This is a genomic window from Vreelandella sp. 162(4c) (genome assembly GCF_058152265.1).
On the sequence record NZ_CM176981.1, the window covers coordinates 5,098,534 to 5,116,105 of the forward strand.

The 17,572-nt window shown below is 54.5% G+C and carries 14 protein-coding genes; 9 read left to right on the plus strand and 5 right to left on the minus strand.

Annotated elements, in window-relative coordinates; all coding sequences use genetic code 11:
- Positions 1 to 139: 139 nt before the first annotated feature.
- Together purU and AC4EYZ_RS23560 are read left to right on the plus strand one after the other, a co-directional pair.
- Positions 140 to 994: a formyltetrahydrofolate deformylase gene (gene purU / locus AC4EYZ_RS23555; RefSeq protein ID WP_009286925.1), complete on the plus strand. Its 855-nt coding sequence runs from the start codon at positions 140 to 142 to the stop codon at positions 992 to 994.
- Positions 995 to 1,033: 39 nt separating this feature from the next.
- Positions 1,034 to 1,705 carry an energy-coupling factor ABC transporter permease gene (locus AC4EYZ_RS23560; RefSeq protein WP_474191274.1) on the plus strand — a complete coding sequence of 224 codons (672 nt, stop codon included), beginning with the start codon at positions 1,034 to 1,036 and terminating at the stop codon, positions 1,703 to 1,705.
- 8 nt (positions 1,706 to 1,713) lie between these two features.
- On the opposite strand, the gene lexA is transcribed toward AC4EYZ_RS23560, so the two are convergent.
- Positions 1,714 to 2,394: a transcriptional repressor LexA gene (lexA, locus tag AC4EYZ_RS23565; RefSeq protein ID WP_022523251.1), complete on the minus strand. Its 681-nt coding sequence runs from the start codon at positions 2,392 to 2,394 to the stop codon at positions 1,714 to 1,716.
- A 267-nt stretch (positions 2,395 to 2,661) separates the two neighbouring features.
- Between lexA and AC4EYZ_RS23570 the strand changes: the two genes are divergently transcribed.
- From AC4EYZ_RS23570 to AC4EYZ_RS23585, 4 genes are all read left to right on the plus strand, one after another.
- Positions 2,662 to 3,354 (plus strand): TetR/AcrR family transcriptional regulator, encoded by a 693-nt coding sequence (locus AC4EYZ_RS23570; RefSeq protein WP_022523252.1) that lies wholly within the window; start codon positions 2,662 to 2,664, stop codon positions 3,352 to 3,354.
- Positions 3,332 to 3,868 (plus strand): L,D-transpeptidase, encoded by a 537-nt coding sequence (locus tag AC4EYZ_RS23575; RefSeq protein ID WP_022523253.1) that lies wholly within the window; start codon positions 3,332 to 3,334, stop codon positions 3,866 to 3,868. The genes AC4EYZ_RS23570 and AC4EYZ_RS23575 overlap by 23 nt, the downstream gene beginning before the upstream one ends.
- Positions 3,869 to 3,931: 63 nt before the next feature.
- Positions 3,932 to 4,969, plus strand: a complete 1,038-nt coding sequence (nagZ, locus tag AC4EYZ_RS23580) for a beta-N-acetylhexosaminidase (protein WP_490204057.1) — start codon at positions 3,932 to 3,934, stop codon at positions 4,967 to 4,969.
- Positions 4,970 to 5,055: 86 nt separating this feature from the next.
- Positions 5,056 to 5,634 carry a hypoxanthine-guanine phosphoribosyltransferase gene (locus AC4EYZ_RS23585; RefSeq protein WP_009286922.1) on the plus strand — a complete coding sequence of 193 codons (579 nt, stop codon included), beginning with the start codon at positions 5,056 to 5,058 and terminating at the stop codon, positions 5,632 to 5,634.
- A gap of 40 nt (positions 5,635 to 5,674) precedes the next feature.
- Here the strand turns inward: AC4EYZ_RS23585 and ppsR are convergent, their stop codons facing one another.
- On the minus strand, positions 5,675 to 6,508 hold the full coding sequence (ppsR, locus tag AC4EYZ_RS23590) for a posphoenolpyruvate synthetase regulatory kinase/phosphorylase PpsR (RefSeq protein WP_022523255.1): 834 nt from the start codon (positions 6,506 to 6,508) through the stop codon (positions 5,675 to 5,677).
- Positions 6,509 to 6,764: 256 nt separating this feature from the next.
- On the opposite strand from ppsR, the gene ppsA reads away from it, so the two are divergent.
- Both ppsA and ggt read left to right on the plus strand, forming a co-directional pair.
- On the plus strand, positions 6,765 to 9,140 hold the full coding sequence (gene ppsA, locus AC4EYZ_RS23595) for a phosphoenolpyruvate synthase (RefSeq protein WP_022523256.1): 2,376 nt from the start codon (positions 6,765 to 6,767) through the stop codon (positions 9,138 to 9,140).
- Positions 9,141 to 9,247: 107 nt separating this feature from the next.
- Positions 9,248 to 11,038: a gamma-glutamyltransferase gene (ggt, locus tag AC4EYZ_RS23600; RefSeq protein WP_022523257.1), complete on the plus strand. Its 1,791-nt coding sequence runs from the start codon at positions 9,248 to 9,250 to the stop codon at positions 11,036 to 11,038.
- Between the two features lie 8 nt (positions 11,039 to 11,046).
- Here the strand turns inward: ggt and AC4EYZ_RS23605 are convergent, their stop codons facing one another.
- From AC4EYZ_RS23605 to acnB, 3 genes are all read right to left on the minus strand, one after another.
- A complete protein-coding gene (locus AC4EYZ_RS23605) occupies positions 11,047 to 12,990 on the minus strand; it encodes a glycerophosphodiester phosphodiesterase family protein (protein ID WP_053857049.1) in 1,944 nt (647 codons plus the stop codon).
- A gap of 42 nt (positions 12,991 to 13,032) precedes the next feature.
- The gene (gene rraA / locus AC4EYZ_RS23610) at positions 13,033 to 13,527 is read right to left on the minus strand and encodes a ribonuclease E activity regulator RraA (protein ID WP_022523259.1); all 495 of its coding nucleotides are present in this window, start codon (positions 13,525 to 13,527) and stop codon (positions 13,033 to 13,035) included.
- 190 nt (positions 13,528 to 13,717) lie between these two features.
- The gene (gene acnB / locus AC4EYZ_RS23615; RefSeq protein ID WP_009286917.1) at positions 13,718 to 16,321 is read right to left on the minus strand and encodes a bifunctional aconitate hydratase 2/2-methylisocitrate dehydratase; all 2,604 of its coding nucleotides are present in this window, start codon (positions 16,319 to 16,321) and stop codon (positions 13,718 to 13,720) included.
- Between the two features lie 548 nt (positions 16,322 to 16,869).
- On the opposite strand from acnB, the gene AC4EYZ_RS23620 reads away from it, so the two are divergent.
- On the plus strand, positions 16,870 to 17,553 hold the full coding sequence (locus tag AC4EYZ_RS23620; protein WP_022523261.1) for a MiaE family protein: 684 nt from the start codon (positions 16,870 to 16,872) through the stop codon (positions 17,551 to 17,553).
- Positions 17,554 to 17,572: the final 19 nt, after the last annotated feature.

Sequence of the window (17,572 nt, forward strand, 5' to 3'; positions counted from 1 at the left end):
GAAAAACCTAAAAAGTAGTGACTTAACTATACGGGAAGGCAGGGGCAGCTAACAATCATCCATGGCCTTCCGATACACTATGCGACCTAAGCCGCTGGTTTGTCATAATTAACTTAGCAATAGGTCAAGAGTAGCTCACATGTCTCATTATTATCGTTTAGTAGTTTCCTGTCCTGACCGGGTGGGTATTGTTGCACGGGTATCGAGCTTTATTGCCCAGCAGGGTGGCTCCATTACCGAAGCTAGCCAGCACTCCGATTTAGAAACCGGCTGCTTTTTTATGCGCTACGAAATTCTGGCGGATTCGGTAGGTATGTCGGCGGAAGCGCTGAGCGCGGCATTTGAACCGATAGCCAGCGAATTCAATATGCAGTGGTCGCTGGTGGATACCCAGCAGCGTAGGCGCGTAGTGCTGATGGTGTCGCGGGAGTCACATTGCTTGGTAGATCTACTTTACCGCTGGCAGGCGGGGGAACTGGATTGCGACATTGTCGGGGTTATCTCCAACCATGATGATATGCGTTCGCTGACGGAGTGGTACGGTATTCCTTATCACCATGTACCGGTCGACCCCGACAATAAGCAAGCATCGTTTGCCAAGGTTCAGGCCGAAATCGACAGTGCCCGCGCCGACTGCGTGGTGCTGGCGCGCTATATGCAAATACTGCCCCCTGAGCTGTGCGCGCGCTATGCGGGGCGAGTGATCAATATTCACCACAGCTTTTTGCCCTCTTTTGCCGGGGCTAAGCCCTACCACCAGGCCTACCAGCGGGGGGTTAAGCTGATTGGCGCTACCTGCCACTATGTGACCGAGGAACTCGACGCAGGCCCCATCATCGAACAGGATATCCATCGCGTTAGCCACTGTCATACGCCTACTGATCTAGTCCGCTTTGGTCGTGATGTGGAGAAAGCCGTGCTCGCTCGAGGTTTGCGTTGGCACTTAGAGGATCGTGTGTTGGTGCATGGCAACAAGACAGTGGTATTTAGCTAAGTACTCTATAATGCCCGCCCATCAACCTGAGAGGCCGCCATGTCATTTGCGCAAGGTGTATTAGCGCCCTGGGCGCTGCTGCTCACCTGGCTACTCTCGTTAGCAGTGATCGCATGGGCGCTTTGGGGGCGGCCCTGGCAGGTGTTGATAGCGGATTCAGCGCTTCAGCACCGCTGGCTGGGTGCTACGCTGGCGGTGATGCTGATGTGGCAGCTTCGTGCCCAGGCTGTTGATTGGCTAACGCTACACCTTGTTTTTACAGTATTGATGACACTCGTTTTTAAAGCGCCATTAGCGCTGATTAGCAACGTGCTGATCAACATTGCCATGGTGGTGATTGGCCGTAATGAGTGGATGTTGCTGGGGGCAAATGTACTGGTTACTGGGATCGTCCCGGCGGCCGTTATTGGCACGGTATGGCGGCTGGTAGATCGCCGCCTGCCGGATAACTTGATGGTCTTTCTGTTTGCCTGCGGCTTTTTTGGCGCGGCGCTGGCAACGCTGGGAGGAGGCTTGGCGGCGGTAGTGCTGATTATCGTCGCGGGTACAGACCCTGAGGCGATCTATCTCGCCCAGGAGTATGCGCGTTTTTTACCACTGCTAATGCCTTCAGAGGCATTTATTACTGGCATGCTGCTGAGCATCCTGCTGGTCTATCACCCAAACTGGGTGGCCACCTTCAATGACCACCGCTATATCGACCTGCAGTAGCGGATTTATTAGCCGAGTGCCTGGCCGTTGCCACCACGAATTACGCCGACTCCAACGCCTTCAATATCGAGCGCTTGAGAGCGCAGGTCGATTTCAATGGGCGCAAAATCAGGGTTCTCTGCAAACAGCGTCACTTGGTGCCCCTGGCGTTTGAAGCGTTTAACCGTTACTTCATCGTCCAGGCGGGCAACCACGATCTGGCCATCGCGAACCCGGTCGGTGCGATGAACCGCCAGTAAATCACCTTCCAAAATGCCAATATCCTTCATGGAAAGGCCGCGTACGCGCAGCAGATAGTCAGCTTTGGGAGTGAAGTACTCGGCCGGTAGCGGGCAGTAGCGATCAATATGTTCGGCGGCCAAAATGGGGCTGCCGGCAGCTACTTCCCCGATCACAGGCAGGCCAGTGGGTGGGGCTTCCACGTTGGTTGTGGGTAAGGCGGTGACTGCGCTATCCAGGACTTCTTGAGGTTCCTGGTTGGGCAGGCGGATGCCGCGAGAGGTGTTGCGGATAATGCGAATAACACCTTTGCGTTCCAGCGCGCGCAGGTGCTCTTCAGCCGCATTGGGTGAGCGGAAGCCAAGTGCTTTGGCAATCTCGGCGCGGGTAGGAGGGTAGCCAAATTCGCCCATGGTCTTAACGATAAAATCAAACACGTGCTGTTGGCGAGCGGTTAGCGGACGCGACATACCAGACTCCATAAATAGTGAATAGACAGTAACAAGTTAAATGTCGACTTAATCAATAAGTGTTTAAGTATACAGTATGTTCCTCTGTCCAGTATATGGCTTGTCAGTGCCTATTGCCGATGTCTATGCAATTTTTCTAATCGTTTGAAACTAAGTTTCTGCTTATTTAATACGTCACATTTTGTCAATAAATCAAGCGTTGAGCCCGCCTACGTTATGGCATAGTATTTTGCTATGTTTTAAACACCTGTTTCCCTGGAGAGCGACATGGCTCAATCTGATACGGTGACCCGTATACTCGACACCGCCGAGGTGCTGTTTGCAGAGCGGGGTTTTGCTGAAACTTCGCTGCGCAACATCACTAGCAAAGCGCGGGTTAACTTAGCCGCTGTTAATTACCATTTTGGTTCCAAAAAAGCCTTGATTCAGGCCGTTTTTGCCCGCTACCTGGATCCGTTTAGTCAGCGCTTTCATACTGCGCTAGATGAGCTCGAGGGCCAACACGCCGGGCGCGTTATCCCGCTGGAAACACTGCTCGAGACCATGGCAACTACCGTTCTCGCGGTGCCCGCCGAGCGCAATAGTTTGAAAGTGTTTATGCGCCTGCTGGGTCTTGCCTACAGTCAAGCACAGGGACATCTAAGACGTTATATCCAGGAAGAGTATGGCGATGTGTTTACACGCTTCACCGAGCTTGTGCGCAAAGCAACGCCGGATCTGCCTGACGCCGAGCGTTTTTGGCGGCTACACTTTGTGCTCGGCACGGTAATCTTTACCCTGTCTGGCCTCGATGCGCTACGCGATATCGCGGAGAAGGATTACCACGAGCAGGTCTCTGTGCGTGATTTGGTCAGGCGATTGCTCCCGGTAGTGGTGGCTGCTATGAATGCGCCGTTACCCATAGCCCTTGACGGTGCCAAGCCAGAAGAAGGAAAACATGCGAACTCCTACGCTAGCTGAGCTACCTCCAACGGAACATATCTGGCTGGAGATCGATACTACCGAACAGTTGCTGCGCTGTTGGCGAGGGCCAAAAGTGCTCCATGAGTGTTCTATTTCATCCGGTGCTGCCGGAAGCGGGGAGCGCAACGGCAGTGGTAAAACCCCTCGCGGGTGGCACTATGTGCGCGCGGCCATTGGCGGTGATATGCCCGAAAATGCGGTGTTTCGAGGTCGCCGCTGGACGGGCGAGACATTTTCGCCCGAACTCGCCGAAGAGCATCCAGAGCGTGACTGGATTCTGACCCGCATACTGTGGCTGTGTGGCTTGGAAAAGGGCGTGAACCGCGGTGGTCAGGTGGACTCGCAACGGCGCTATATTTACCTGCACGGGACGCCGCCTGACGAGCCCATGGGCGTTGCTGCGTCCCACGGCTGTATTCGTTTACGCAATAGTGATTTGCTCTATATCTTTTCGTTAGCGTTGCCGGGCACCCCTGTTTGGTTGCACGGTGGACGCCAGTCCTTTGACTGATCAGATTTTGACACCGCTAGACGATCGTCTAGAATCATCGCCCCTTTTCATGGACCTATCACGATGACTCAACCGTTAGGCCCGGTCATGCTTGACCTTGAAGGCCCAAAATTGACGGCTGCAGAAAAACGCTTGCTGCTAGAACCGACGGTAGGGGGCGTAATTTTGTTTGCCCGCAACGTTGAACATGGCTATCAGGTTCGCAAGCTCTGCAGCGATATTCGCCGTGTGCGTGCTGATTTACTGCTTGCCGTGGATCAAGAAGGCGGTCGCGTTCAGCGCATAAAAGAGGGGTTAACACGCCTGCCTGCCATGGCGCGTATCGGCGAGTGTTACCGCGCTGCCCAGGGAGAGGGGCTGGCGTTAGCTAAAGATGCCGGCTGGTTGTTAGGGATGGAGATGGCTGCCTGCGGTCTGGATCTGAGCTTCGCCCCGGTACTTGATGTGGAGAGCGGTCTATCCAGCGTTATTGGTGATCGTAGTTTCAGCAGTGACCCACAGCACGTAGCCCAGCTGGGCAATGCATTTATTCAGGGGCTTCACGATGCCGGTATGGCCGCTGTGGGTAAGCACTTTCCCGGCCACGGTGGTGTCGCGGCGGACTCACACGTTGCATTGCCGATAGACGATCGCCCGCTAGAAGTGATGAAACAGCACGATCTTGTGCCCTTTACCCAGTTAGCTTCACAGTTAGATGGGATTATGCCTGCACACGTTATTTATAGTGCTTTTGATACGCGCCCAGCAGGCTTTTCACCCAACTGGTTGGGCATGCTGCGGGAATCGCTAGGCTTCAAAGGCTGCATTTTTTCAGATGACCTGAGTATGGCCGGCGCCCACGAGGCGGGAGACCCCAAAGCGCGTGCCCAGGCAGCGCTGGCAGCAGGCTGCGATATGCTGCTGGTATGTAATGACCGAGCCTCCGCGCTTGAAGTGATGGAGGCATGCCACGGAATCAATTCTAAGCGCCCCGCTAAGTTGCGCTATAGCCGTGCGCGCCCAGACCTAGATGCGCTGAGTGCATTGGGCCGTTGGCGTCGTACTCACGCTAAGCTGGAAGCGCTAGCGGATAAGCCCCAGTTCAGCGCAGAAGCCGAGTAAGCCCAGTGCGGAAGCAGAGTAAGCCCAGCGCTGAATAAATCTCTTACTTAAATAAATGAAGTTTTAACCCGCCGTGGAGTTGGTAGATGTCAAAGTTGGATAAAGAAGCATTAGAGTCGCTGGACTCGATGCGTGAGCTGATGGATAACGCCGACTGCCTAATTTCTCAGCAAGAGGTAGAGCGGGCGCTGGATCGTATGGCGGAAGAGATTACTCGGGATTTAGGCGATAAACTGCCGGTTTTTTACTGCGTAATGAATGGTGGCTTGATTACCACCGGTCATCTGCTTACCCGCTTGGGCTTTCCGTTGGAAGTAGATTATTTGCATGCCACTCGCTACCGCAACGAGCTGCGCGGCGGCGAGCTTTTTTGGCGCGTTTCCCCTGAAGTGCCCATGGCGGGCCGTCACGTAGTGATTGTTGACGATATCCTGGATGAGGGGGCGACCCTGGCGGCCATTTTGGCTTACTGCGAAGAGGCCCAGGCCGCCAGCGTTACCACAGCGGTGTTGGTCGATAAACAGCACAACCGCAAAGCAGTGCCTGGGTTGAAAGCCGACTACTGCAGCCTGGAAGTTGCCGACCGTTATGTGTTTGGCTTTGGTATGGATTACAAAGGCTACTGGCGCAACGCGCCGGGAATTTTTGCCCCCAAAGGCATGTAATCCACTGGGGGCTTGCGTAGTTTTTGTAGTAGTTTTTACATTAGCGGGGCGAGAAACGCCTCGCTAAGCCGGTTTCAGCAATCATCCGCGTTGAAATCTCCTCCACCGAGAAGCGTGTCGCATCGATGAAGGGAATGTGCATGGTGCGGTAGAGCGACTCGGCCTGTTCCACTTCTTGTAGGCACTGATCCATCGAGCTATAGCGGCTATTGGGGCGTCTCTCGTTGCGAATTGCCGACAAGCGTCGCGCATCGATGGTTAACCCAAACAGCTTTTGCCGATGGGGCACGAGCGCCTTGGGTAGCTTCAGCATGCCATCTTCGTCTAAATCGTCTTCCGTCAGCGGGTAGTTAGCCGCCCGAATGCCAAACTGCAGCGCCAGATAAAGCGAGGTAGGTGTTTTGCCGCAGCGCGAGACGCCAACCAGGATGATATCCGCTTTATCGTATTGGTGGGTGCGTGCACCGTCATCATTATCTAGCGCGAAGTGGACGGAGTGGATACGATCCATGTAGACATCATCGCTGCCTATCGAGTGAGTGCGCCCAACGCTGTAGGAGGAGTGGGTCTCTAGTTCTTGCTCTAAGGGCTCCAGAAAGGTGGAAAAAATATCGACCTTAAAGCCGGACGCCTTACGAATAACGTCGCGTATTTGTTGATCCACAATGGTGTCAATGATAATGGGGCGATGACCATCCCGGTTGGCTGTCGACTCAATAATCGCTGCTAACGCCTGCGCTTTTTCCAACGTATCGATATAGGGCTTGGTCTGCATATCGATCTCAACATCGCTGAACTGGGCCAGCAAGCTACGTCCTAAACTTTCCGCCGTGATGCCGGTACCATCTGAAATAAAAAAAGCCGTACGTTTCATAACTAAGTCCACGGGTGAGTGATACGGCTATTGTGAGCCGAGCTGTTTGTCAGCACAACGTGTCATCATTGGGCGTTTTGGCGGGCTCAAATGTATCTGACTACATAAATAGCCCAAAAAGCCCTGCTGTTGTAAAAATCCTCCACTCTCTTCGCTATTAGACCAATGGCGAATATATTGGCGTGGTGCTAGGGTGTCTCAATCAATTATCCATGATCGTCAAGGTCATGCAGATATCTATGAGCGAGGGGGTTACGTGGAAGAGTACATTCTGTGGTTCGATCAGCTGGGCATGGCGGACGTCGAACGCGTAGGTGGTAAAAACGCCTCGCTGGGTGAAATGATTTCTAACCTGTCCGGTGCTGGCGTGACGGTTCCTGGCGGTTTTGCCACCACCGCCCACGCTTATCGTGAATTTCTCTCCCACGAAGGATTAAACGAGCGCATTAATGCCACCCTGGCCCGTCTGGACGTCGATGACGTTAAAGCGCTGGCTGAGGCGGGCCGCAATATACGCCAATGGATCATCGATACGCCGCTACCTCCTACCTTTGAATCGGCCCTGCGCGATGCCTACGGCCAGCTGCAGCAACAGCACCCGCAACTGAAAGTAGCCGTGCGCAGCTCAGCCACCGCGGAAGATCTACCCGACGCTTCCTTTGCAGGCCAACAGGAAACCTTCCTGAATATCGAAGGCTTCGACAATATCAAGCGTGCAGTGCACGAGGTTTTTGCCTCGCTGTTTAACGATCGTGCGATCTCCTACCGAGTGCACCGTGGCTACGCCCACGAAAATGTTGCCTTGTCGGCGGGCGTTCAGAAAATGGTGCGTTCAGAGACCGGTGCGGCAGGCGTTATGTTTACCCTGGACACCGAATCCGGCTTTAAAGACGCCGTTTTTGTCACTGGCTCCTGGGGCTTGGGCGAAACCGTGGTGCAGGGTGCAGTCAATCCCGACGAGTTCTACGTGCACAAGCCGACCCTGGCGGCGGGCCGCCCGGCGGTGCTGCGCCGTAATTTAGGTTCCAAGCTGATCAAGATGGTTTATGGGCAGGATGCCAGCGCCGGTAAATCGGTTGAGACCGTCGATGTGCCCCATGCCGACCGCGGCCGCTTCTGTATCAACGATCAGCAAGTGATGGATCTGGCCCGACAGGCGATGACTATCGAGCAGCACTACCAGCGGCCCATGGATATTGAGTGGGCGTTGGATGGCGATGATGGTCGGCTTTACATCGTCCAGGCGCGTCCTGAAACGGTGGTCTCTCAGCAGGAGGGCGGTAAACTCGAGCGCTTCCAGCTGCGTGAAAAGGGTCGTACGTTAATAACCGGCCGAGCGATTGGTCAACGTATTGGCCGGGGTACCGTCAAAGTCGTGCTCAGCCCTGATGACATGGATAAGATCCATGATGGCGATATCCTGGTCACCGATATGACCGACCCGGATTGGGAGCCGATCATGAAACGTGCTTCCGCGATCGTCACCAATCGCGGTGGGCGTACCTGTCATGCGGCGATTATCGCCCGTGAGTTGGGTATTCCCGCTGTCGTTGGCTGTGGTGATGCGACTACCCAGTTAAAAGAGGGTATCGATGTCACGGTTTCTTGTGCGGAAGGCGATACCGGCAATGTGTATGAAGGGTTGTTGGAGTTTGATTGCAAAGTCTCCAGCGTCGATGCGATGCCGGAAATCCCCTTTAAAATTATGATGAATGTGGGCAACCCTGACCGCGCCTTTGGGTTTGCCAGTCTGCCTCACGCAGGCGTGGGTTTAGCGCGTTTGGAATTTATCATTAACCGCATGATCGGCGTCCACCCTAAAGCGCTGTTGGAGTACGACACGCTGCCGGTTGATTTACAGCAGGTGATCGATTTACGTACTGCGGGTTACACCGACCCGGTCAGCTTCTATGTCGATAAACTGGTTGAAGGTATCTCCACGCTAGCGGCAGCGTTTCATCCCCAGCGCGTCATCGTGCGGCTGTCCGACTTTAAGTCCAACGAATACGAAAACCTGATTGGCGGCAAACTCTATGAGCCGGGGGAAGAGAACCCCATGCTCGGTTTCCGGGGGGCATCGCGCTACATTTCAGAGGCGTTCAGGCCCTGCTTTGAACTCGAGTGCCAAGCGCTCAAGCGGGTGCGTGAAGAGATGGGCTTCGAGAATATCGAAATCATGGTGCCCTTTGTGCGTACCACCGACGAAGCACGTGAGGTGGTAGAGCTGTTGGCGGCTAATGGCCTCGAACGTGGCGGCCCCACAGGGCTTAAAGTGATTATGATGTGCGAGCTTCCCGCCAATGCACTGCTGGCCGATGAGTTTCTGGAGTATTTTGATGGTTTCTCCATTGGCTCAAACGACCTGACCCAGCTAACGTTAGGGTTGGATCGTGATTCCGGCATCGTGGCGCATCTGTTTGACGAGCGTAATGGGGCGGTTAAAAAGCTCCTGGCCATGGCCATTCAAGCCTGTAAGGCGAAGGGCAAATATGTTGGTATCTGCGGACAGGGGCCGTCAGACCATCCTGACTTGGCTAAATGGTTGATGGAGCAGGGTATCGATTCTGTATCACTCAACCCCGATGCGGTGCTGGAAACCTGGTTTATGCTGGCAGGGCAAAAAATCGAGTAGTTATATTTATTTTAACTAATTTACGCCCGGCCATTGTGCCGGGCGTCGCTGTTTTTATAGGCTACTCTTTTGGAGTGGTTTTTTAACTTGTCATGGAGAGCGCTGAGATGTCACCAAAATCGGTTAAGTATGCGCTACCTGTTCTGCTGGTAGCGCCATTGTATAGTTGGGGGTTTAGCTATGAGACACCCTCCATTTCCCCTGAAAGCGAATCGGGCTATGAAGAGAAGCCCGGCTGGGAAGCCGAGTCATTTGCGGTGGCAGCAGCTAACCCGCTCGCCACCGATGCCGGTTACCAAGTACTTAAAGCCGGTGGTAACGCCATTGATGCGGCCATTGCGGTGCAGATGGTGTTGAACCTGGTTGAGCCTCAGTCCAGTGGTATTGGTGGTGGTGCTTTTTTGATGTACTTCGATGGCGATGAAGTGCGTGCCTACGATGGTCGTGAAACCGCGCCCCAAGGCGTTAACGGTGAGCTGTTTATGCAGGATGGCGAGCCGCTGGCGTTTAATGAAGCAGTGGTTAGCGGCCTCTCAGTGGGAGTGCCAGGCACGCTGCGTATGCTTGAGAAAGCCCACGCTGAGCACGGTGAGCTGGCCTGGGAAGAGCTGTTTATCCCGGCAATCACCCTGGCCGAGGAGGGCTTTGAGGTTAGCAATCGGTTGCATACCAGCTTGGCTGGTGATGAGTTTCTGCGCCAAGACCCAGTAGCGAGCCAGTTTTATTATGATTCAGACGGTGAGCCTATCGCCGTTGGTGAAACGCTCAAAAACCCAGCGTTGGCAGCCGTTCTTCGCCGCGTCGCTGAGCAAGGCAGCGTCGCCTTGTACGAAGGAGCCGTGGCACAAGACATCGTTGAGCGCGTTCAGAACCACCCTGAGCGTCCAGGCAGTTTGACGCTTGAGGATATGAGTGGCTACCAGGCGCTTAACCGAGAACCGCTGTGTACGCCTTGGCAACAGTGGGAAGTATGTGGTTTCCCGCCACCCTCATCGGGTCATCTGACCGTGATGCAGATTTTAGGCATGCTTGATCAGCAGCCACTGCTTGAAGCCCCGTTAGACAGTGGTGCTGCAAGCAGTGGGTGGCTGCATCAATTCTTGGAAGCCTCACGCCTGGCCTTTGCGGATCGTGGCCGTTACATCGCCGATCCTGACTTTGTCGAGGCGCCGGGAGGCGATTGGTCATTGATGCTAGCCCCGGAATACTTGGAGCAGCGCAGTGCACTTATCGAAGAGATGAGCATGGGCGACAGCGCTGAACCGGGTAACCCTGGGGAGCTTGACGTGAGCTGGGCTAGCCAGCCCGAACAGCCCGAGTACGGTACTAGCCATATCAGTATTGTCGATGAGGAGGGCACCGCGGTGGCTATGACCACCACCATCGAGCAGGCGTTTGGCTCGCGAGTTATGTCCGACGGTGGCACGGGGCTAGCGGGTGGTTTCCTGCTCAATAACGAGCTCACCGATTTTTCATTTACCCCTGAAGTGGATGGCGAGCCCGTAGCGAACCGGGTAGAGCCCGGCAAGCGTCCCCGCTCCAGCATGAGCCCGACCCTGGTATTTGATCAAGAAACCGGCGAGCTAGTAGCCAGTTTGGGCTCACCAGGTGGCGCCGCCATTATTCATTACACCGCCCGTACATTAGTCGCACTGCGCGACTGGGGGTTAAGCGCTCAAGAGGCGCTCAACCTTCCCCATGCTATTACTTTGGGTGGGGATGTCTATGTGGAAGAGGGGCGTTTTCCTGAGGCAACCATCGAATCCCTGCGTGAGCGTGGTCATACGGTCAGCGAGCGGGAGCTAACCAGCGGCCTTCAGGCCATTATGCGCCTTGAAGATGGCACTCTGTTTGGTGGTGCTGACCCTCGGCGTGAAGGGGTGGTAATGGGCGATTAGGCCAACCTCTATTGGCGAAGCCAGTTGCGCAGCTTCACTAGCATTAGCGCACCGTCGCTTAATTCGCGGCGGACTTGAATAAGTTCGTTTAAACGATCTGGGTAGTCGGTGATAATTGCATCGACCCCCAGATCAATCAGCGTTGACATGCGAGCTCGGTCATTGACGGTCCAGGCGTGTATTTCGTAACCGTATAGTCGCGCTAAGCGAACTTCCCCTTCCGTGATGCGGTTATGGCGTAGCCCAAGGGCATCAAAGTCACGCCGGTTTAGCGTGCCGGGCAGTATAAGCTGGGCCAGTAAGGTAACGCGCAATTCAGGTGCTTGGGCTTTGATATGTTTAAGTAATGATGGGGACATGGTAGCCATGCGCATATCCATTAGCGCATTGGGAAAACCGCACGCTGTATAGCCGTCGAAGGCGCTTTGTTGGGTCGCCCAGCAGCGATAGCGCACGTCACTCTCTGCATTCAAAGTCTCGATAACAGCATCGGCTAGCGCCTGTTCTTGCCCCGGCAGAGGCTTGATGTCGATCATTAGTCCGGCTTTTCCGCGCACTCTTTGCAGCGCTTCATCCAAGCCTGGAATGTTCTCACCTTGATAAGCATCACCAAACCAGCTTCCTACATCGAATTGGCTGAGTTGTTCTCTGGTTAGCTCGCCAAACTCACGGGGGTCGCCGGTTAGCCGCGCCATGCTGCGATCGTGGTAAAGCATAACCTGTTGGTCACGGCTCAAACGTACGTCTATTTCGATATAGTCGGCGCCATCAAGTAGTGACTGCTCCAGCGCGGCAAGGGTATTTTCGGGGGCCACCATGGAGCTTCCACGGTGGGCAATCACCGCGACGTTGTCACGTATCTCAAAGCTATTGAGTATCCACCATGCTTGAAGGCCGGCAAAAATGAGTACGCTAAGCTCTACCGCCCAGGCCAGTTTGCCTGCATTAAAATCCTCAGGTGGCGGTGCGGGTCGAGCTTCTCTGTGGGCCAGCTGCATATAGAGGCAGGCGGAAAGCAGCGCATTGGTGGCAATACCGATGAAGGTAATGGCCAGGGTGATCAGCACATAGCCGAGTAAGTAGGCCAGCATGGCTGGGATGAGCACGGCATTATGCTCAGGCAGCCACCACAGAAGTGGCGTGAATAGGCGGTCAAAGAGCAGTGTCACCAGTAGCGGCAGGCTAACGATCACGACCAATAGCAGAAGTACCGCAGCGCCAATGGAGCGGCGCCAGCCGCGGGTTAAGCTAACGCTTCGTTTAAGTGCCTGCCAGGGGTTACAGCTTTCCAACGCAACGAGGGGGAGCGCCAATAGCCAGCGCAGGTAGAGCCATGACGCTACCCATACCCAGGCAATAATCAGTGGCAGCGCGCACGCCATGAAATACCACAGTGCAGGGGGACGCACGCGCTGAAGATAGTAGGGGTCTATACCACTCAGCCAGAAATCGTAAAGCCACGCGAGCCCAGCCATAAAGGGCACGAGCAGTACTAAGTGGGTGCCTACCTGGAGTATGACAAGACCCGCGAGGGCAGGTAGCCGACGGGTGCTTAGCCAGAGCGCTTCAAGGGCCAGCCGATAGTGATTGTCACGGGGCCTGACGGCGACCTGCAGCATGCCTGCCTGCTGCCAGTAAATAATCAAAAAAGCGAACCCAAGCCCTACCAGCATGCCTACCAAACCCAGCGGGCTAAACAGTAGTGCGATCAATTCATCGTTGGTGACCACTGTACGGTTGAGTTGGGCAAGCAGCCAGCGTGTCATCCAGGTGATCGCTGGCAGCAGCAAGGCTGAGGCAAGTAGGGTAAAAAACAGGTGGTAGGCGATCAGTGGGCGAAGATGATCGCGCAGCGTGTGTAGTAAGGCAGAGCCAAGGTAGGTCAAAGGCTGCATCGTCATTAAACGGTAAGAATGAGCCACCAGGGTGGCAGTAACCGCCACACCTGGCAAGAGGCTCTTTTAAGACAAATTTAATGACTACGGAGGTCTTTGTTAGGAAAGTGGCAGCTCTTGCTCGGCAACAATAATGCCGTTGTTATCTGCATACAGCCACTGTCCAGGCTGCAGAGTAACACCAGCAAAGGTGACGTCAATATCGCGTTGTCCTTCGCCGCGTTTTTCGCTTTTGCGCGGATGGCTGCCTAGCGCCTGAACGCCAATCGGCAGGGCGGCTAGTATATCCACATCGCGCACGCAGCCGTACATAACGATCCCTGCCCAGCCGTTGGCGACGGCCTGCTCGGCGAGCATATCCCCCAGCATGGCGCAGCGGTGCGAACCACCCGCATCCACCACCAGCACCGCGCCGTTACCCGGCTCGGCAACGGCCTGTTTCACCATGGAGTTATCTTCAAAGCATTTGATTGTACGAATAGGGCCATAGAAAGCTTCAAGCCCGCCAAAATTGGCAAATAACGGGTCAAGCACCGCAACCTCTGGATGCGCATCGCAGAGATCGGGCGTCACTATATCAATCGACTTCGTCATCACAAGCTCCTAAGGGTAAACACTGTTGGATTACCGGACAGTTTAGAAAGGTAGAGCATAAAAAACGCCCCGCCCTGTAAAACAGTGGCGGGGCGTTCGGTCATCGACTCAGAAAATGCAACGTGTCACATCTTCTGCGATGGTGCGAGCATCGGCGATGGGGCGGTCTATCTCAAGTGCTTAACAAGCGTTAGGCTTCTTGAGCGACCGGAATCACGTTTGAGGCTATCTTTTGATACTCCTCAATCTCGTGAAAGTTCATATAACGATAAATCTCGCCCGCCATAGCGTCAAACTCACCCATATAGCGTTGATACTCTTCAACGCTGGGTAGGCGTCCTTCTACTGCGGCAACGGCCGCCAGTTCCGCAGAGGCGAGGTACACATTGGCACCGTCACCCAAACGGTTCGGGAAGTTACGTGTAGACGTAGACACCACGGTGCTCTTAGCGGCAACGCGGGCCTGGTTACCCATACACAATGAACAACCCGGCATCTCCATACGGGCACCGGCACGGCCATAAATACCGTAGTAGCCCTCTTCAGTCAGCTGATGCTGATCCATTTTCGTCGGTGGTGCCAGCCACAGCCGGGTTTTTAAGCTACCGGCAGGCTGCTTCTCAAGCAGTTTGCCAGCAGCCCGGAAGTGGCCGATGTTGGTCATGCATGAACCGATAAAGACTTCGTCGATTTTCTGGCCAGCGACTTCAGACAGCAGGCGCGCATCGTCCGGGTCATTCGGTGCACAAAGAACCGGCTCTTTAATTTCAGCCAGATCAATTTCGATAACTTCGGTGTACTCGGCATCCTGGTCGGCACGCATCAAGCTGGGGTTGGCCAGCCACGCTTCCATGCCTTCAATACGACGGCTAATGGTGCGTTCATCGCCATAACCGTTGCCCATCATCCACTTCAACAGGGTGATGTTGGACTTCAAGTACTCGGCAACGCTCTCTTCAGACAGCGTAATGGTACAGCCAGCGGCGGAGCGCTCGGCGGACGCATCAGAAAGCTCGAAGGCTTGCTCAACGGTTAAATCTTCAAGTCCTTCGATTTCCAACACACGCCCGGAGAAGGCATTTTTCTTGTTGGATTTATCAACGGTCAGCAAGCCTTGCTTGATGGCGTAGAGCGGAATAGCGTGAACCAAATCGCGTAGCGTAACACCAGGCTGGCGCTTGCCCTTGAAGCGAACCAGTACCGACTCCGGCATATCCAGCGGCATAACGCCGGTGGCCGCGGCAAACGCTACCAGGCCTGAACCCGCCGGGAATGAGATGCCGAGCGGGAAACGGGTGTGCGAGTCACCGCCGGTGCCCACCGTATCAGGCAGCAGCATGCGGTTGAGCCAGCTGTGGATGATACCGTCACCGGGGCGCAGCGAAACGCCGCCACGGTTCATGATGAAGTCGGGCAGGGTGTGGTGAGTATCCACATCTACGGGCTTCGGATAAGCCGCGGTGTGGCAGAACGACTGCATGACTAGGTCGGCTTGGAAGCCCAGGCAGGCAAGGTCTTTCAGCTCATCACGGGTCATCGGGCCGGTGGTGTCTTGCGAGCCAACGGTAGTCATCTTGGGCTCGCAGTACATGCCGGGACGAACGCCCTCTAAACCGCACGCTTTACCGACCATTTTCTGCGCTAAGGTGAAGCCTTTGCTGGTATCTTTAGGCTGGTCAGGTAGGCGGAAAACGTCAGAGGTGGGCAGGCCCAGTGACTCACGCGCCTTGCCAGTCAAACCACGGCCAATGATCAGGGGAATACGGCCGCCAGCGCGTACTTCATCCAGAATCAGCTGCGTTTTAAGCTCGAAGGTGGTGATTACCTCGTCGCTATCGTGCTTGCACACTTTACCTGCGTAGGGGTAAACATCGATGACATCGCCCATATTCAGGTTGGTGACGTCCATCTCAATCGGCAAGGCGCCCGAATCTTCCATGGTGTTAAAGAAAATAGGCGCAATTTTACTACCAAAGCAGAAACCGCCAGCGCGCTTGTTAGGAGCGTAGGGGATATCGTCGCCGAAGAACCACAGTACCGAGTTAGTGGCTGACTTACGCGATGAGCCGGTGCCGACTACGTCGCCTACATAAACGACGGGAAAGCCTTTGGCTTTAACGTCTTCGATCTGCTTGAGCGGGCCAGTGGTACCTGGAACCACTGGCTCAATGCCGTCGCGCTCGTTTTTGAGCATGGCGTTGGCATGGAGCGGAATATCCGGACGTGACCAGGCATCCGGCGCGGGAGACAGGTCATCGGTATTGGTTTCGCCCGGGACTTTAAACACGCTCAAGGTGATTTTTTCAGCCAGTGCCGGCTTAGACAGGAACCACTCGGCGTCTGCCCAGGACTGAATAACCTCTTTAGCGACGCTGTTGCCGTTCTTGGCGCGGCTTTCCACATCATGGAAGGCGTCGAACATCAGCAGTGTGTGCTTGAGCTGCTCGCCTGCTTCTCGGGCAAGCTCCTCGTTATCGAGTAGCTCTACCATTGAAACGATGTTGTAGCCACCCTGCATGGTACCCAGTAGCTTGACGGCGTGAATCTTGTCGATCAGCGGAGAGCTCGCTTCACCTTTCGCAATGGCGGTAAGAAAGCCTGCTTTTACATAAGCTGCCTCGTCAACGCCCGGCGGAACGCGGTTGGTGATTAAGTCGAGGATAAACTCCTCTTCACCGGCCGGTGGCGTCTTCAGCAGCTCAACCAGTAAGGCTACTTGTTCGGCGTTTAGGGGTTTGGGCGGGACGCCCTCAGCTGCACGTTCCTCGACATGTTGGCGGTAAGCTTCAAGCACGTTGGGGCCCTCTCATTCACGTTTCATTTACTTTATGGTGATGGCCTGCACGGTGCACGGTGGTGGCCGCGCAGTGGGTGTAGAGTGGAGCCGATCACATATGACATACGCTTGACAAACAGCGTGTGGTTGGATGGCTGCGATTCTACGGCAAACTGTCGACAATGTTAAGCTGGCAAGCAAAGACGACTCTTGTACTTTATGTTGATACCTTGATTTAAACGGATCAAAAAAACGCTTTTTATTAGCCTATTGGCGTAAAAACAGGAAAGTTTTTTCCCCATTTACGGGCTAACCACAGGTTGTGCAGGTGTGATTGTCGTTACAGCGCGTTACCATAGTCCTCACTTTATGACCTTAGCGCTATCTAACTGCTGTGGTACTTACGTAAGCGAGCTGATTAAAAGTGTGTGGAGCATTTTTAAGCGCGCAACTACATTAGTAATAAGCGATTCAGGGTATGAAGAACGCAATTCAACAGGGAACTGTAAGCGCCTTGCGCGCTTATATGTTGTACAATAGTGAGATATAATCTCGGTAATGGTGTTATGTTGATACAACCCGGTACACTTCCGCCCTCTAAACAAAAGAATGCCTTACAAACGGCTGATCATGCGGTGAAAGCGGATGATCTGCTGCCGGAAAGTTTGCACCAGTTTTTGGCCTGTGCAACACCTGAGGCGTGGCTGCAATGGGCGTTAGAGAATCCTGAAACGCTGCTGGTCGACCACGCTCAGTGTGAAAAAAAAGCCGCTTCCACCGCCATGAGTTTGCTCTATCGCTACGTCGATCAGCCACTTCTGCTAAGCAAAATGTCGCAATTGGCGCGCGAAGAGTTGCTCCATTTCGAGCAAGTGGTTGCGCTCATGGAGGCGCGTGGGGTGACCTACCAACACTTGACCGCTTCACGCTACGCGGAAGGCCTTAGGCGACACCTGCGCAGCAATGATCCCGAACGGTTAATCGATGTGCTCATCATTGGCGCCCTTATCGAAGCGCGTAGTTGCGAACGATTCGCTTGCTTGATTCCGTATTTAGATGAAGAGCTCGCCAAGTTTTATCGCACCCTGGTGAAGTCAGAAGGCCGTCACTTTGAGGACTACCTATTACTGGCTCGCCAGCAGACATCGGGCTCTATTGATGAGCGGATCGCTTTTTTTGTAGCGCGTGAAGCGGAGCTGATTACTACGCCCGATACGGCTTTTCGTTTCCATAGCGGTGTGCCAGCTTAACCCGCTTAGCCCGGCAGGA

What these genes read in the sequence shown, in the direction of transcription:
- purU (WP_009286925.1), top strand. Translation starts at nt 140, where the DNA reads ATGTCTCATTATTATCGTTTAGTAGTTTCCTGTCCTGACCGGGTGGGT.
- AC4EYZ_RS23560 (WP_474191274.1), top strand. Translation starts at nt 1,034, where the DNA reads ATGTCATTTGCGCAAGGTGTATTAGCGCCCTGGGCGCTGCTGCTCACC.
- lexA (WP_022523251.1), bottom strand. Translation starts at nt 2,394, where the DNA reads ATGTCGCGTCCGCTAACCGCTCGCCAACAGCACGTGTTTGATTTTATC.
- AC4EYZ_RS23570 (WP_022523252.1), top strand. Translation starts at nt 2,662, where the DNA reads ATGGCTCAATCTGATACGGTGACCCGTATACTCGACACCGCCGAGGTG.
- AC4EYZ_RS23575 (WP_022523253.1), top strand. Translation starts at nt 3,332, where the DNA reads ATGCGAACTCCTACGCTAGCTGAGCTACCTCCAACGGAACATATCTGG.
- nagZ (WP_490204057.1), top strand. Translation starts at nt 3,932, where the DNA reads ATGACTCAACCGTTAGGCCCGGTCATGCTTGACCTTGAAGGCCCAAAA.
- AC4EYZ_RS23585 (WP_009286922.1), top strand. Translation starts at nt 5,056, where the DNA reads ATGTCAAAGTTGGATAAAGAAGCATTAGAGTCGCTGGACTCGATGCGT.
- ppsR (WP_022523255.1), bottom strand. Translation starts at nt 6,508, where the DNA reads ATGAAACGTACGGCTTTTTTTATTTCAGATGGTACCGGCATCACGGCG.
- ggt (WP_022523257.1), top strand. Translation starts at nt 9,248, where the DNA reads ATGTCACCAAAATCGGTTAAGTATGCGCTACCTGTTCTGCTGGTAGCG.
- rraA (WP_022523259.1), bottom strand. Translation starts at nt 13,527, where the DNA reads ATGACGAAGTCGATTGATATAGTGACGCCCGATCTCTGCGATGCGCAT.
- AC4EYZ_RS23620 (WP_022523261.1), top strand. Translation starts at nt 16,870, where the DNA reads ATGTTGATACAACCCGGTACACTTCCGCCCTCTAAACAAAAGAATGCC.